The sequence below is a fragment of the Psychrobacillus sp. FSL K6-2365 genome (assembly GCF_038003165.1).
GTDB classification, from domain to species: domain Bacteria; phylum Bacillota; class Bacilli; order Bacillales_A; family Planococcaceae; genus Psychrobacillus; species Psychrobacillus psychrodurans.
Window position 1 is genome coordinate 4258486 of the sequence record NZ_JBBOOO010000001.1, and the last position, 15796, is coordinate 4274281.

At 37.5% G+C, this 15796-nt stretch carries 18 protein-coding genes and 1 riboswitch; of the genes, 3 read left to right on the top strand and 15 right to left on the bottom strand.

Annotated features, from left to right (window positions below):
* Positions 1-2: 2 nt before the first annotated feature.
* Positions 3-1262 carry an ATP-binding protein gene (locus MKY29_RS21605; RefSeq protein WP_340880717.1) on the bottom strand — a complete coding sequence of 420 codons (1260 nt, stop codon included), beginning with the start codon at positions 1260-1262 and terminating at the stop codon, positions 3-5.
* Between the two features lie 137 nt (positions 1263-1399).
* Between MKY29_RS21605 and pgeF the strand changes: the two genes are divergently transcribed.
* Entirely contained in the window at positions 1400-2161 is a 762-nt protein-coding gene (gene pgeF / locus MKY29_RS21610; protein ID WP_340880718.1) for a peptidoglycan editing factor PgeF, read from the top strand.
* A gap of 54 nt (positions 2162-2215) precedes the next feature.
* On the opposite strand, the gene MKY29_RS21615 is transcribed toward pgeF, so the two are convergent.
* Both MKY29_RS21615 and MKY29_RS21620 read right to left on the bottom strand, forming a co-directional pair.
* Entirely contained in the window at positions 2216-2704 is a 489-nt protein-coding gene (locus tag MKY29_RS21615) for a methylated-DNA--[protein]-cysteine S-methyltransferase (protein WP_093495515.1), read from the bottom strand.
* Positions 2697-3242 carry a bifunctional transcriptional activator/DNA repair enzyme AdaA gene (locus MKY29_RS21620; protein ID WP_241598646.1) on the bottom strand — a complete coding sequence of 182 codons (546 nt, stop codon included), beginning with the start codon at positions 3240-3242 and terminating at the stop codon, positions 2697-2699. Before MKY29_RS21620 ends, MKY29_RS21615 begins: the two co-directional genes overlap by 8 nt.
* 215 nt (positions 3243-3457) lie before the next feature.
* On the opposite strand from MKY29_RS21620, the gene MKY29_RS21625 reads away from it, so the two are divergent.
* Complete coding sequence (locus MKY29_RS21625; RefSeq protein WP_340880719.1) at positions 3458-4648, top strand: M14 family metallopeptidase; 1191 nt, start codon at positions 3458-3460, stop codon at positions 4646-4648.
* Between the two features lie 82 nt (positions 4649-4730).
* On the opposite strand, the gene MKY29_RS21630 is transcribed toward MKY29_RS21625, so the two are convergent.
* Positions 4731-5546, bottom strand: a complete 816-nt coding sequence (locus MKY29_RS21630; RefSeq protein ID WP_340880720.1) for a hypothetical protein — start codon at positions 5544-5546, stop codon at positions 4731-4733.
* Positions 5547-5900: 354 nt separating this feature from the next.
* On the opposite strand from MKY29_RS21630, the gene MKY29_RS21635 reads away from it, so the two are divergent.
* Positions 5901-6434, top strand: coding sequence for an ECF transporter S component (locus MKY29_RS21635; RefSeq protein WP_093495519.1), 534 nt, complete (start codon positions 5901-5903; stop codon positions 6432-6434).
* 142 nt (positions 6435-6576) lie between these two features.
* Here the strand turns inward: MKY29_RS21635 and thiW are convergent, their stop codons facing one another.
* The 11 genes from thiW to MKY29_RS21690 all read right to left on the bottom strand — a co-directional run bounded on the left by thiW (position 6577) and on the right by MKY29_RS21690 (position 15787).
* A complete protein-coding gene (gene thiW, locus MKY29_RS21640) occupies positions 6577-7065 on the bottom strand; it encodes an energy coupling factor transporter S component ThiW (RefSeq protein ID WP_093495520.1) in 489 nt (162 codons plus the stop codon).
* A 1-nt stretch (position 7066) separates the two neighbouring features.
* Positions 7067-7765 carry a thiamine phosphate synthase gene (gene thiE, locus MKY29_RS21645; RefSeq protein WP_445677888.1) on the bottom strand — a complete coding sequence of 233 codons (699 nt, stop codon included), beginning with the start codon at positions 7763-7765 and terminating at the stop codon, positions 7067-7069.
* Positions 7698-8531, bottom strand: coding sequence for a bifunctional hydroxymethylpyrimidine kinase/phosphomethylpyrimidine kinase (thiD, locus tag MKY29_RS21650; protein WP_093495522.1), 834 nt, complete (start codon positions 8529-8531; stop codon positions 7698-7700). Before thiD ends, thiE begins: the two co-directional genes overlap by 68 nt.
* A gap of 23 nt (positions 8532-8554) precedes the next feature.
* Positions 8555-9313, bottom strand: a complete 759-nt coding sequence (gene thiM, locus MKY29_RS21655) for a hydroxyethylthiazole kinase (protein ID WP_340880722.1) — start codon at positions 9311-9313, stop codon at positions 8555-8557.
* 2 nt (positions 9314-9315) lie between these two features.
* Positions 9316-9999 carry a thiaminase II gene (gene tenA, locus MKY29_RS21660; protein WP_093495524.1) on the bottom strand — a complete coding sequence of 228 codons (684 nt, stop codon included), beginning with the start codon at positions 9997-9999 and terminating at the stop codon, positions 9316-9318.
* Between the two features lie 87 nt (positions 10000-10086).
* Positions 10087-10189, bottom strand: a riboswitch (TPP riboswitch).
* A gap of 226 nt (positions 10190-10415) precedes the next feature.
* Positions 10416-10637: a DUF1540 domain-containing protein gene (locus MKY29_RS21665; protein WP_093495525.1), complete on the bottom strand. Its 222-nt coding sequence runs from the start codon at positions 10635-10637 to the stop codon at positions 10416-10418.
* Positions 10638-10797: 160 nt separating this feature from the next.
* Positions 10798-11568 (bottom strand): isocitrate lyase/PEP mutase family protein, encoded by a 771-nt coding sequence (locus MKY29_RS21670; protein ID WP_093495526.1) that lies wholly within the window; start codon positions 11566-11568, stop codon positions 10798-10800.
* 452 nt (positions 11569-12020) lie between these two features.
* Entirely contained in the window at positions 12021-13547 is a 1527-nt protein-coding gene (locus tag MKY29_RS21675) for a malate:quinone oxidoreductase (protein WP_340880918.1), read from the bottom strand.
* Between the two features lie 260 nt (positions 13548-13807).
* The gene (locus MKY29_RS21680) at positions 13808-14221 is read right to left on the bottom strand and encodes a MarR family winged helix-turn-helix transcriptional regulator (RefSeq protein ID WP_090567464.1); all 414 of its coding nucleotides are present in this window, start codon (positions 14219-14221) and stop codon (positions 13808-13810) included.
* 69 nt (positions 14222-14290) lie between these two features.
* On the bottom strand, positions 14291-15025 hold the full coding sequence (locus tag MKY29_RS21685) for an SDR family NAD(P)-dependent oxidoreductase (RefSeq protein ID WP_093495528.1): 735 nt from the start codon (positions 15023-15025) through the stop codon (positions 14291-14293).
* A 12-nt stretch (positions 15026-15037) separates the two neighbouring features.
* On the bottom strand, positions 15038-15787 hold the full coding sequence (locus MKY29_RS21690; RefSeq protein ID WP_340880723.1) for an SDR family NAD(P)-dependent oxidoreductase: 750 nt from the start codon (positions 15785-15787) through the stop codon (positions 15038-15040).
* Positions 15788-15796: the final 9 nt, after the last annotated feature.

Genomic DNA, 15796 nt, shown 5'->3' on the forward strand with positions numbered 1-15796 from the left:
CCTCACCTTCTTAAGTTTTTTGTTGGAATATTAATATTGAAAACAACACCATTTTCAAGAGATTCAATTAGTATATTCCCTTCCAATATATGTACAATTTCTTGAGTGTGGGATAGCCCAATACCTGTTGCAGCTACTCCCTGATCATTAAACTTAGTCGTATAGCCTGGTTCAAATACAATTGCTTGATCTTCCTGTGAGATACCTTCGCCAGTATCTCGAATAACAAACCATATATTTTGAGACTCCTCATACACATTTATATTAATTTCTCCGTTAATTAAAATTGCTTCCACTGCATTCGCAACCACATTATTCAATAATGCCAATAATGGAACTTGCTTCTCTGTTTCAAAATCAATTGAAATAGCAGAATGAATGGCAACTTGCTTTTTTAGCAATTCACTATATTTTTCATTGGCATGAATAACAAGTTCGAGTACCTCTGAGAGAAAGTAATACTCTCCCCTTTTTGTCTTTGTAATTTTCTCCATTCCCGCCAAAATACGTTGTGAATCCTTTTTCACCTCATGGATTTCCTGTGCAATATGAAGTGCTTGGACACTTAAAGAATGATATTCATGTTTTTTTAGCTGACGATATAAATCATAGCTAGATGCAGTAATTTGTTCAATATGATTCATCGATTTCTGTAAATAGAGTGTTTCTGCGTATAGATTTGAGCCAACCTTCAGCATCTCCCGCATACGCTTGTTATGTTCCATTATTGTAATTGAACTATATAAGCCCACTACAAAATAGCTTCGAAAAATGGCTACTAACGCGAGTAATACCCATTCTCGAAACTCAAAACTCACATGATTTAATAATAAATAACGAACAAAATACTCCATACTATTCGCCGTAAACTCGAGTACTGTAGCAATCGCACCAAGTAAAAGAGGTGCAGTTTTAAATCTATCTATCGGTATAACACTTAAACCAACTGCAAATAGAAAATAAAACAAAAATGCTGGCAAATGATTTTCGAGAACCCACCAAAAAGGGTTACTAGTAAATAACATATCTTCTCCGATTCGTACTACCACAACAGCAACTCCTGTTAAAAAACCAGTGAAGATAATCGAAGCTGGTTGAAATATTAACAGAAGAAAGAAAAAAGCAGCACTCCCTAAACCAAAACGGAAATCCTCTCCATTAAAAGGAATAACTTTAAACTCACTAGCAATTACAGTGATTAAAATTGTTATAATCAGAGCACTCCATTTGTTGGAGGCTAATTGATGTCGCTTTAAAAACATAAAACTCTCCCGTATGGATGTATTTAATAGTATGAGTATAACATTTTAAGGTCAACTATAAACGATGGGCACATAAGGAACGTTGTATTTTCTATACTTTCAAAACATACTAATATATAGTGAAATTAGGTGATAATATGAAGATAAAAATGTATGTAAACAATGGAAAGATAATTGCAGGGATGACAATGAAGGATAGAGATGAATTAGAACAAGGCAATATGGCTCTACATGTATGTATAAATCCAGAGCACGTTCTAGAAAACCGAAAAAAATTAGCCACTTCTTTATCTAGTAAGATCGATAATTTCGTTTGTGCCAATCAAACTCATAGTGTTCATTTTCATCGAGTAGGATTGACAGACAAAGGGCATGGGGCCATTACTAAAGATACAGCTATAGCCGATACTGATGCCTTGTATACTTTTGAACCAAATATTGTTCTATCTAGCTTTACTGCGGATTGTGTTCCAGTTATCTTTTACAATAAGATGAATGGTATAATTGGTGTCATTCATTCGGGTTGGCAAGGAACTATTAAAGAAGTCACCCCCAAGTTGTTGAAACACTTAAAAGAGGTGGAAAATTGTAATCCAAGTGACTTCCACGTGCAAATAGGAGCTGCACTAAGCCAAGAGAAATTCGAAGTCGATGAAGATGTCTATATAAAATTTGACAACTTGGGCTATGCCAATGACTTTATGTATTATAAGGAATCTACTAATAAATATCATATTGACAATCAGTTGACCGTGAAAAAGCAATGCGAACTTGCTGGAATCCCCTCTGAACAAATTACAATAGATCCTACCTGCACATTTAAAAGCCCAGATGGTTTCTCTTATCGAGAGGATAAACAAGCCGGACGGCATTTAAGCTTTATTGTGAGAAAAGAGTAGTCATCTGAAAAGCACATCGATTTCGATGTGCTTTTACTTATTCCCAGTTTTCTTTTAAAACCTCTTATTTTTAACCTTCTGCTCATGCTGAAGTAACCATTCTTTTCTCCAAAGTCCTCCGGCATAGCCTGTTAACTTTCCATTTGTCCCAATTATTCGATGACAAGGTACTACTATAGTTAACTTGTTCCTACCATTTGCACTTCCTACCGCACGTATAGCTTTTTCATTTCCTATTGAGATCGCAATATCTTTATAAGACCCAGTTTTGGCATAGGAGATACTTTTTAGAGCATTCCATACAGATTTTTGGAATATTGTCCCATTCATTACATAAGGAAAGGTAAATTCATGAAGCTCCCCTTTAAAGTACTCATCTATTTGAACTAGACAATCCTTTAGGACTTGAGGAGTCTCCTCCTGCACCTTATTTTCCATTTCTTCTCTTTCTACAAACAGAATAGAACTTATGGCTTGATCTGTCCCTATTATCTCTAAAATTCCAATTGGTGACTTGTAGTCTAGTGTATATAATTTATCCATCTAACTCATCCTTACCTGTTTGTTTTCTATACTCACTTGGAGAGCAGTTTTGTAAACACCGAAAAATTTTATAAAAATTTGAAGGACTTTGAAACCCAGTTTCATAGCAAATCTCCAAGTTAGTTAAGTCGGTATTTTTCAATAGATAGACTGCTTTATCAATTCGGATTTTTTCTAAATAGCTACGCGGTGTTTCCCTAGTTTCCTCTTTAAATAATCGTTCCAAATAATACGGACTTAGCCCAACATGATTTGCGATATGCTGTAACTCTAGCTTTTGTTTATAATGATTGACTAAGAAGCTAATAACATCTTGTACAACTTCTATATTAGGCGAGTGTTCTACCTCTGGTTTACATCTTTTACACGCACGATATCCCGCTTTTTCAACTTCTAGAATATCCTGATAAAATTCAACGTTTTTCATCTTTGGCTTTCTCGATCTGCAGGAAGGACGGCAATATATTTTTGTCGTTTTTACTGCGGTATAAAATAAACCATCATATAATCGATCGCAGGCAATAATTTTCTCCCACATTTCCTCGAAGGAAAAATGAATGGTATCCGTCAAAATATGCACCGTCCTTTTTTGATATCTTGTAATTCATTCTATCAATAGTTCTATAATACCGCGACCTCATTCTTGCTCTTATGGTCGGAAGAATGACTAGACCTTCGTATTAACTCCTCACTTTTTGAGGATTAGTTTCATATACTTTTATGATTAGTTTTTTATCGAAAGGTGGGAACGACATGGATGTATACGTTAGATCCGGGGACTCGGTTTGGTATTATAGCCAATTATTCAAGATTCCTTTTAAACTTATTATTGATTCTAACCGAGATATTAATCCACAAATACTTTCGGTAGGTGTGCGTATTCAAATTCCAGGATACGTTACTATAGATTATCAAATTGTATCTGGGGACTCCTTATGGGCTATTGCTAGTAGTAGAAATCTTCCGCTAGATGCACTTCTTCTCGTCAACCCTACTCTCAATCCAACACGTCTACAAATCGGACAGACAATTAAAGTTCCTGTAAGAGTTACATGGAGAATTGTGAATGGAAAACAAAATTATGATTACAGTACGATGATAAATAACATTAGGCAATTACAAACTGTTTATCCATTCTTACAGCTATCCTCCATTGGTACTTCAGTTGTAAATCGACAAATACCCGAAATCTTAATAGGTAGTGGAGAAAAAAGAGTCCATTACAATGCTTCTTTTCATGCGAATGAATGGATTACGACACCTGTTCTATTAACTTTTTTAAATGATTACGCATTATCGGTAACTAACCAAACTCCTATTCGAGGGCTTGATACATTTCCGTTGTATTTACAAACTTCCTTGTCCATAGTTCCAATGGTTAATCCTGATGGAGTGGATCTTGTACTAAATGGGATTCCTGAGGAAAGCCCTTGGGGAAGTAGAGTAATTGAATGGAACGATGACAGCTCTGATTTTTCTGGATGGAAAGCCAATATTCGTGGAGTTGATTTAAATGATCAATTTCCTGCGAAATGGGATTTAGAAAGAGCACGAAATCCCAAATCTCCGGGTCCTAGAGATTATGGTGGGGAAAGCCCATTATCGGAACCAGAATCAATTGCAATTGCTGACTTAACAAAGAGACGTGATTTTGCAAGAGTATTAGCATTTCACACACAAGGAAAAGTTATTTATTGGGGATTTGATAACCTCGAACCACCAGAGTCTGAAGCAATGGTGGCTGAGTTTAGTAGAGTCAGTGGATACGAGCCTGTACAGACCATTGATAGCTACGCTGGCTATAAAGATTGGTTTATCCAGGATTGGCGCAGACCTGGCTTTACAGTCGAACTTGGCACAGGAACAAATCCGCTGCCACTCTCTCAATTTGATGAAATCTATGAAGAAGCATTGGGAATATTCTTGGCAGGACTGTATGTATAAAACTTAAAGACAAAGCCGGAAGGAGGTGCTGATCTCTAACACCTTTTTACGGCTTTATTTGGTTGACTTAAAAACTCGTGAGCTATGCGCCAAATAGAGCTATTAACCATATAAAGAAAGTTACTCCTACAATAATAATTTCCATAAAATGAATTAATAACACCTTATAATAACTCTGGTTTGCCTGACGAATTCCGAAGAAATCGCTGTGATGAATGATATAGAGGAACGCACAATAAAAGATAATTCCCGATAAGCAAAATACACCAGATTGTAAAGTCATAACATACCGAGGATTACCGCTTACTTCAAAGGCTAAAGTATATCCAAACTCCTGCGATAATAAATAAGAGAATATAATCATTATAAACAGCGCCAAGGACAGACTAAAGAAATGGGTTCTATAATCTATTAAATTCATAAGCCCTCGGATTTTATCACTTTTTGGTTTAAGATTCCCTTCATCTGCCATTTCACCATCATAATGGTACATGATGTATAGAAAAGCACTTAAAATAATTACGCAGAATAATATTGGTTGCAGTAACCGAAAGGCTACTACAGGATTAACAATATAAATAATTATTAAAATGATTAGGAGCACAACGATTAACCTGTTTCCAAGTTTCTCCCTTTTCTCCCATACTTTTCGAATATATATACGGTTATCTTTTTCTTTCCCAGAACTCTCCTTTACCTCTTCCTTATTAAGATTTTTATTGAAAAACAATATAGATATAGAGGTCAAACATATTCCAAAGATCAGATAGATAAATGCCTCTAATGGGTAGGCAACCTTTGAATCATATCTCTCCACAATCCAAAGTCCATCCAACACAATACAGAAAAGACCAATTAAAAATATATAAGGAGCTGCTTTACTAATAATATTTTTCACTCCCTTTTTACAGGTGTTGGATTATTAAATTGTATCATGTATCTAGAATCTCACTTTCCACTACTATTAGAATTTTTTAATTATTATAATAATTTAGACATCTGAAGTTGTTAACTTGGAGATACCTCTTAATTCTAATTCGATAAGATCTTTAAAAGTCCTCCTATTATGTAATGTCAATAATAAATATAACCCCCTATTATTCCCAAACGTATAGAAAAGCGTATTATTCTCGGGATTCCCCCACAAACTGACCACTACAATTTTCGTTAAATTGATACTTTTAAAAACATCAATTCCTTGCTAATGTAATCATTAACTCTTATAAATGATTTGAAAAGGAAGGTTTAAACTATGCAAAAAACAACAAGTTATTCCCAGGCACGTACTTTCGATTTAATTATTACGTCTATGTTAATAGCACTAGTCTTCGTTGCTACGATCTTGTTAAACATTAAATTACCTATCACGGCAAATGGTGGTTTAGTTCACCTCGGGACAGCAGTACTCTTTATCTCTTCTATTTTATTTGGTCCTAAAAAAGGTGCTATTGCTGGTGCAGTTGGGATGGGGTTATTTGACTTAGTATCTGGTTGGACATTATGGGCACCTTTCACTATTTTAACTCGCGGCCTACAAGGATATATAGTGGGGAAAATTGCTTGGTCGAACGGGCGCAACGGAAGTAGTTTCGCACTCAATTTATTCGCAACGATTATTTCGATTCCTTTTATGTTAGGTGGTTATTACATTTGCGAAGCGGTTCTATTTAGTAGTTGGATATTACCAGCAGCCTCTATCCCTGGAAACATCGTACAAAATGTTGTAGGACTCTGTGTAGCCATTCCCATTTGTGTAGTACTGAAAAAAATTCCATATTTTAAATAATTTATAAAAGCAGGGCAATAGCACAAATAGTTACTTGTTATGATTATTAAATTACACGAAAAAGGAAAATGCATTTTATAGGCATTTTCCTTTTTGTATTGGCTATGCTAATGAACGTTCTTGATAATGAATAAGAAATGCTTTAATACAGAACATTATTCGTTTTAATTTTCCTTAATTTATACATTAAAAGGACACCTAGCAAGGAGCCGCTAATACTCGACACCAGAAATGCCGGCATAAAGAAAAAGAAAGCCGCTTCTGTTCCCATTAGTATCCGTGCATATGGTACCGCCACTACTGACGCTATGATTCCGGTACCAATAATTTCTCCAGCGGCTGCAAGCCATAGTCTTCCTGAATGAATGTAAAGAATTCCTGCCAAAAATGCCCCGATCATCCCACCAGGAAATGCTAATAGCGACCCTGTTCCTGTTAGTACTCGTACAGCACCAGTCAGAAAAGCAATTATTACCGCTGGCACTGGGCCGAAAAGCACCGCTGCCATAACATTGATAGCATGCTGAACTGGATAGGCGCGTGCTATTCCAGTGGGAAGGTACACGAAAGCGGAACCGGCAACTGCTATGGCGACAAACATCGCCATAAGTACAAGCTGCTTGGACTTCATACTACCTTCTCCTTTCGCTTGAAGCCTTGAATTTGTTTATTTGCATCGCTATATCTTTAGCCTCTGCCAAAGCTGAAATCACCGCAACACCCGCTGCTCCTGCTTTCCAAACAGCTCTTGCGTTATCTGGTGTAATCCCACCAATACCTACAACGGGGATTTCTGAGAACAGCTGAGAAATCTCCATGATTCTATTAACTCCAGCTGGTGCCTGGGCATCATGTTTCGATTGGGTTTCGTAAACTGGACCTACTCCCAGGTAATCAGCTCCCTCTTTAACTGCGATTTTCGCTTCCTCCATAGAATGGACCGAAACACCAATGATTTTCCCTTCTCCAATACGAGAACGGACCGACGCGCAGTCAAGATCCTCCTGCCCAACATGGACCCCGTCAGCTCCAATCATGCATGCTAGCTCGACGTCATCGTTTACGATGAAAGGCACCCGATGAGTATTACAGAGCTTCTTGCATTCCAAAGCAAATCTTCTCAATGCATCTCCTTTTAACGCAAAGGGCCCTTTTTCCCTCAACTGGAAAAGACTGATTCCTCCAAGAAGTGCTTGTTCAAGAAGCACAAGTGGCTCTTTTCCTTTGACGTTGGCAGTGCCCATAATAAAATAAATAGCAGGTTTACTGAACAAGCTGCACCTCCTCCTTAGTGCCGAATTTATGATATGCTGCATGATTCGTAGGTCCATGTCCAGCACCGATATTTAGAGGATGGGAAATAGCCGCCTGTATAAACTGTTTTGCTGTATATAAGGATTTCTGCAACGGATTTCCTTTAGCCAATTCTGCTGTCAATGCGGCTGAGAAAGTGCAACCAGTTCCATGCGTATGGTTAGTATGAATCCGTGGTGAGCGCATTGTTAAAGTGTCGCCATTCCGGTGCAGATAAAAATCCTCTGTAAAGTTTATGTCTGTACCATGTCCACCTTTTATCACCACTGCCTCGGCTCCTGTCGCTAAGATCCACTTTGCCGCTCTTAACCTGGAAACAGAATCATGGATTTCCAAGCCACTTAAGACTTCAGCTTCTGGAATATTTGGCGTTACAACTGTGGCTAGCCGCAGCAAACAATTCATCAACGCATCTACCGCTTCCTGCTGTAAAAGAGAAGCTCCCCCTTTTGCAATCATGACCGGATCGACGATGACGTTCTGCCATCCGTACTTCTTTATTCCCCGGGCTGCTTCTTCAATAATGTCCGCATTGAATAGCATTCCTGTTTTTAATGCGGAAATCTGAAAATCTGTGCCTATAGCCTTCAGCTGATTTTCTACTGCGGTTCTATCCATCGGATAAATACCAGTGAGGCCAAGTGTATTCTGAGCTGTCACTGCTGTAATAACTGAAGTTGAATAAACCCCAAGCTCCTGGAATGTTTTGATATCTGCTTGAATTCCAGCTCCGCCTCCAGAATCAGATCCTGCAATAGTCAAAACTTGTTTGATATTTCCCATATCGCAACCTCTCCTAAACGGATTCAATTATCATAATTTCCTTGTGGCTTTGATGCCAATCCATCCAGAAAAGCAATCTGGAAGCTGCCCGGCGCTTGTGAATGTGGAGCTACTTTTTCTCCGCACATTGCATAAAAGCGTAGTGCCTCTACAGTAGCAACCATAGGTTGACTTGGCGATGTTGCCAAAAACGCTGCCACCACGCCACTTAAAAGACATCCCATTCCAGTCACAAACGACATAAGTGGTGTACCATAAGGAATCTCCTCCACGTCTTCACCGTCAGTTACAACATCAATTTCACCAGTTACCGCAACGATCAACTTATATTTCCGTGCCATCTGCTTTGCAAGTTCGACGACATCTACATTTCCCTCTCCAGCATCAACGCCTTTTGCCTGCCATTCAACACCGGCAATTGCTGCCAGTTCCCCGGCATTGCAACGAAGGACGGTAATGTTAACATCTTCTATCAACTGACGGATAGCCGATAATCGGAAGGGGGTTGCACCTGCTCCCACAGGATCCAAAACGATTGGAATGCCCTTACTGTTTGCAGTTTTCCCTGCTAAGAGCATACTGCTTAAAGTAAGTTTATTTAAAGTCCCTATATTAAGCGACAAGGCATCAGCTAACATGGCAAGTTCCTCTACCTCTTCGTATGCTTCTCCCATAATTGGAGAAGCTCCGAGTGCTAATAGCCCGTTTGCTTGGAAATTTGAAACGACGTGATTAGTAATACAATGGACTATAGGCCGTTTTGTACGTAATGATGCAAGCATAGTTACACCTCCGCCTTACTCGAGACATTTACTGACCAAGTTTCCATCGTCCATGCTTGTTCCCAGAAATTCCATTCATAATAGCTGCTCCTGCGAAATCGATCTTTCAATTCCTGTCGCCGTTTTTCAGGTAAATTCACTGCGAGGTGATCCATTCGGGTAATCTGTTCATTAACAAGCTCCTTGAACCATTCTGATCCATATGTTGCAATCCATTTTTGATAAATGGGATGTTTTGGAGTTGCTTCTTTCAATCGTTCACCTATTTCATAATAAAGCCAGTAGCATGGGAGAATTGTAGCTAACACATCTGCAAGATCTCCTTCTGCTGATCGGTACATATGAGAAACATATGAATATGCAGTTGGAGACGGCTCAAACGTAGCCCAGTCCGTTTCCTTTACATTAAGCAATTCCATAAACGATTCATGCAAAGCCATTTCTGCGGCGCAGGTTTGTTCGGAATGGTATGCAAATCTTTTCGTTGTCTCCAAATCCGTAGCTTTTACCGCCCCGATTGCCTGAACTTTTGCAAAATGTGTTAAATAATAGGCGTCTTGCATGACGTAATACTTGAACACATCAAGTGGCAATGTTCCTTTCTCTATCCCTTTCACAAACGGATGGTGGAAACTCGCTTCCCATAAATCATTGCACTCATTCCTTACTTCTTTGCAAAATGTCATTTTTCTCCATCTCCTTTTTGGCAAATAAAAACACCGCTTTCCAGAAAAGGAAAGCGGCGATTAGTAAGCAGAAGAAAATAAAAATAAGCATACGTTCGCCCACTTCCCTCCGCTGGTATGATCCAGATCAGGTTCAAAGGGTCCAAGCTCTGCTTGTCTCAGCCGTTAAACGGCTCCCCTAGTGGATAGCGATATTCTTTTGTCAAAATCACTATAGCATAAAAGAAAAAATTATTCAAAAATTCCAGAAAATTTTTACGAGTTTACCAAATTTGTAGAGTACACCTTTTCCGATAATCTAAAGAGGGGCTAAAGAAATTTCTCTTTAGTCCCTCACCCTCAATGTGTAGACCAGCATTGCCTATCTCTAACCTAATTGGTTCGCACCCATTTTAGTATTATTAAATTATATAACACTACTTTCGGCCTTCTTCAGGTTTGAATGTTTTACAGCACGTATCTGCAGAATGACCTGCTTCCTCAGAAATAGTGCGGTAATCAAATTCAGAAGCAAACTCTGTATTATTGTGTTTTGCATGGTAATCCATATCTATTTCGATTTTTTCTGCTCCACAAACATTTCCTTTTGCATGGAAAATACAATTTGATACAGTACATTTCACTTCTACATTTGGCATAACTGTCCTCCTCATTGAGATTTATTGAGAAGTATAAAAATGAACTCCTCATAGATTATCTTGTCCAATTCAACGTTATTAATTTATATAAGATGTTTTCTTTCTGCAAATTTTGGTTCCTCACTCTTAACTTTTATCAACTTTTACCCCATTACGCAGTTTAGTCAATATATAAATGCGCAGTATCTTTACATTCTATTAATTGTTCTGTATTCTTTTCTAAAAAAGTAATATATTTATCGGATAATGCATTTCCAAAGCTAAATCGTTTAACTCCTAACTCTTTAAGCTTGTTACAATTCGTTAGTCCCGGTAAAGATAATACATTAAGTGGAGCTTTTATTTTCAATGCAACTTCTCTTATATCTTCTTCTAATTTCATTCCGGGAACAAAAATTCCACTAGCTCCACTTTCTACATAGGATTTTGCTCGATCAATTGTTTCCAACAGAGGATTTTCCCTCTGAAAATAAGTGTCAGTTCTAGCATTGATATAAAAGTTTTTAAAACCATTTGTATCTAAAGCTATTCTTATTTTTTCTAATAGGTTGCAGTGTTTAGATATTCCTCTTAACCCTTTCTGCTTTTTTAGTGAATCCTCAATATTGATACCTACAACTCCAATATCTGCGGTTTTCAAAACGTTATTAATAACAATCTCCACGTTTTCACTATAGCCTGCCTCAATATCCGCGGAAACGGGTATATTCACATTCTCAGCAATAGTTTTTATGATTGATAAATGTCTATCAAAATCAATTAATTCACCATCAATATAACCAAGGGAATTAGCAATCCCCCAACTCGTCGTTCCTATAGCTTTGAACCCTACTTTCTCGAGTGTTAAGGCCGATAATAAGTCCCAAGCATTTCCTAAGAATAGTAATTCTTCGGATGTATGAAGGTCATTAAATTCTTGTATTTTAGTCATATTTGCTCCTCCTAACTATTGTTGTACCTTATATTAACAAGTTATTTACAACCACTTCGACCTCATTCTTGCCCTTATGGTCCTAGCGATCAAAAAAGAGAAGCTTTTACAAGAAAGCGTTTTGTTAGGGAAATGACTAAGTTCGTAGAATCATGGACCTTTCTGAACTACTGACTATAACTAAATTCTGTGGACCTTCGACCATGTTCTAAGATAGAAAGAAAATGAGTAAAAGGCATACAATTTCTATATAAATAAAAAAAGACCCTTTAATCTATCTATGGACAGATTAAAGGGTCTATGTTGTATTTCTAATACTATTCATTATTACTCAATTCTTTAATTCTCTATTTTTAATTTAGCCTGTTAAATCTCTTCATTATAGAAACATTGTCATTAGTTAAAAATGTTACTAAAATTCCTAAATAAGCATTGATGCTACATCTAAAGAATTAACTATAGACCTGCTCTTTTTTGCTTAGACCAAGGGCTTCTGCGGTTGAAGTATGAATTTCGTCCAAAAGCTCGGGGTTGTCCATTAATGACACTCCGTAAGATGGAATCATCTCTTTAATTTTTGGCTCCCATTCTTGCATATGTTGTGGGAAGCATCTACCAAGAATTTCAAGCATGGCATGAACAGCTGTAGAAGCACCTGGAGAGGCACCTAGTAATGCTGCGATTGAACCGTCAGCGGCAGTAACAATCTCTGTACCAAATTGAAGAGTTCCTTTACCACCGGCTTCTGTATCTTTGATGACTTGTACACGTTGGCCTGCTACTACTGTATCCCAATCCTCCAGTTTAGCATTCGGTATAAACTCTCGAAGCTCTTCAATACGCTTTTCTTTCGATAACATAACTTGCTGGATTAAGTATTTTGTCAATGACATCTCTTTGGCACCTGCCGCCAACATAGTTACAACATTGTCCGGTTTTACGGAAGTTACCAAATCAAACATGGAACCCGTTTTTAAAAATTTTGGCGAGAAACCAGCAAATGGTCCGAATAGCAACGACTTTTTATTGTCGATAAATCGAGTATCTAAGTGTGGTACAGACATTGGTGGAGCACCAACCTTAGCTTTGCCGTATACTTTAGCATGATGCTGCTCTACCACTTCCGGTTTGTTACACACTAAAAATAGTCCGCTTACCGGGAATCCTCCAATATGTTTTCCTTCAGGAATACCAGATTTTTGTAGTAGATGAAGACTACCACCACCACCACCGACGAAGACGAAGTCCGCAGTGTGGTTTTCGATTTTGCCTTCTGCGTTATTTTTCACTTTTATTTCCCACTTGTTATCACTCGTACGTTTAACATTATCTACACTACTATTAAATTTAATCTCAACGTCTTTAGTCATTAAGTGGTCAAGTAACATACGAGTTAAAGCACCAAAATTAACATCCGTTCCAGAGTCTATTTTTGTTGCTGCAATAGCCTCATTAACTGGACGATTTTCCATAATAAGTGGTATCCATTCCATAAGTTTTGCTGGATCATCTGAAAATTCCATCCCTTGGAACAGGGGATTTTGTGACATTGCTTCGAAACGTTTCTTTAAAAACGCTACATTTTCTTCTCCCTGTACCATACTCATATGAGGCAATGGCATAATAAAGTCTTTTGGATTATCTATTAGCTTACTATTAACAAGATAAGACCAAAACTGCATAGATAGCTGGAATTGTTCATTTATATTGATAGCTTTGTTAATATCTACAGAGCCGTCTGGTTTTTCAGAAGTGTAGTTAAGCTCGCACAGTGCAGCATGACCTGTACCTGCGTTATTCCATTCGTTAGAGCTTTCCTCACCTGCTTTATCGAGCTTTTCAAATACTTTAATATTCCATTCCGGTTTTAATTCTTTCAGCATTGTCCCCAAAGTAGCACTCATAATTCCGGCACCTATTAAGATTACTTCTGTTTTAGTTTCTTTGTTGATCATATTAACCTTCCTTACTCCGTATATTTGTATAGAGGATGTATACTACTTAGGCATAACAATATGTCAAGTTGAATTACAGGAATACATCTTTTTGTCTACTATAACCATATCATATATTAGAATTATTTATTGATAAATTATCTTCTATTATAAGCTATTTGAAAGCGATTTAAAAGCTAGTAAATAGTGAGAAGTTCATCTGGTAAGACCTAGAACACCAGGAATTCCCAAAGTATAGATGAGGATTCCAAATGATAAATAATTATTAAAACTCAATAAATTCATTAACTATTTAACTTCCTATAAATCCCCACTAATTGTTCCCTTTCCTCCTCTGTTAGCTTTTCAAATAGCTTCCTACGCAGTAATTGGCCCTCTTGGTTGGCTCTATAAACCATATCAATACCCATATCGGTAATTTGTATATAGATAATTCTACGGTCAAACTCATCCGTTAATCTAACTGCTAATTTTTTCTGTACAAGTTTTTCCGATAAGTGCGTTAGGGTGGCAGGAGTCAGTCCTAGAGACTTCGCAATATCTGATGGTCGACTTTTTCCTTTTGCCTGTAAATGACCAAGAACAAGAATATGAGATACACCTAGCTCTTCATTGAACGTCTTATTCCACTGAATGATTAAGTTATTTGTAAAGTTATCCATACTATGGATTAATTCAAAAATTGTTTGTTCTTTCATAAGAAATGTTCCTCACTTTCAATAAGTAAAAGCCCCTAATCAAAATTAGGGGCTACTTTAGCATACGCATTATTGAGCTGAGAATCCACCATCAATAACCAACTCTGCACCTGTAATGTAAGATGAATCATCAGAAGCTAAGAACAAAGCTGCTTTTGCAATATCTGTAGGTTGGCCTAATCGTTGCAAAGGAGTCATTTGAATTAAGCGACCAAGAAGTTCTTTTGATGAGTTTAAAGATTGAGTCATTGGTGTTTCTATAATCCCAGGGAATAGGGCATTGACACGAACGCCTTTAGTACCAAAGGTTGTTGCTGCTGCTTTAGATATCGCACGTACAGCTCCTTTAGATGCGGAATAATGATTAAACCCTTGTCCAATTTGAGCTGTATAAGATGAAATATTAATAATTGAACCTTTCCCTTGTGCTGCCATATACGGAGCAATATGCTTCATGCCAGAAAATGGACCAAAGCCATTAATAGATAGCATCTTTTGCCAATCATCTAAATCGATTTCTTGGAATGGTTTTTCTGAAGAAATTCCGGCATTATTTACTAAAACATCAATTTTTCCAAAACGATCATTCACTTCTTTTGCTAATGCTTCCCAATCGTTATCTGAAGCAACGTTTAACTTCATCCCATAGACGTTTTCTTTTTGACTTGCTCTTGCAAGTGCTTCCTCATTAATATCTGCTGCAATGACGATAGCGCCTTCTTTACTGAACAAATCAACCATACATTCGCCAATACCTGAAGCTCCTCCAGTAATAATAGCTACTTTATTATCTAATCTTCCCATGCTAATCTCTCCTTAACGTAATTTTATTGATCCACCATCAACCATAATGGTTTGACCAGTTATATAATTTGAATCTGCACTTGATAAAAATACAGCTACTTGTCCAATATCTTGCTCTGGATCACCAAGTCGACGTAATGGAATCTTGTTAATCATGGCATCATATAATTGCGGGGCACTTTCACGCCATTGCTCAACTCCTGGAGTTAAGGCAATTGGTGAAATCAAGTTAACATTGATACCGTCTGGACCCCATTCATTTGCTGCAACACGTGATATTGCTCGAATTGCTTCTTTCGCTGCAGCATAAGAAGTTTGTGTGACTTGTCCATCAATACCAGCACCTGAAGCAAAGTTAATAACTTTACCTTGTGATTTCTTTAACTCAGGATAAGCTGCCTGCATAAAGTGGAATGTAGGATAAAAGCCTGTTCCAAATGATAGATCAAGGTGATCTTGTGTTGTTTCTATAAAAGGTGCTTGTCTTGAGACATGCGCATTATTAACCATAATATCTAACTTGCCAAATTTCTTTACAACTTCGGCAACAATTTCGTAAACATTTTCTTTTATAGAGATATCTTTAATAATAAGTAATCCTTCTGTATATTGACTGACCTCAGCAAGAGTTTCTTTTCCTTTTTCTTCATTGACATCGACGATTGCAATATGTGCACCTTCTTTGGCCATTGCAAGTGCAATTCCTCTGCCAATACCTCCAGCACTACCCGTTACAATTGCAACTTTTCCTTGTAACTTCATTAGAATAAC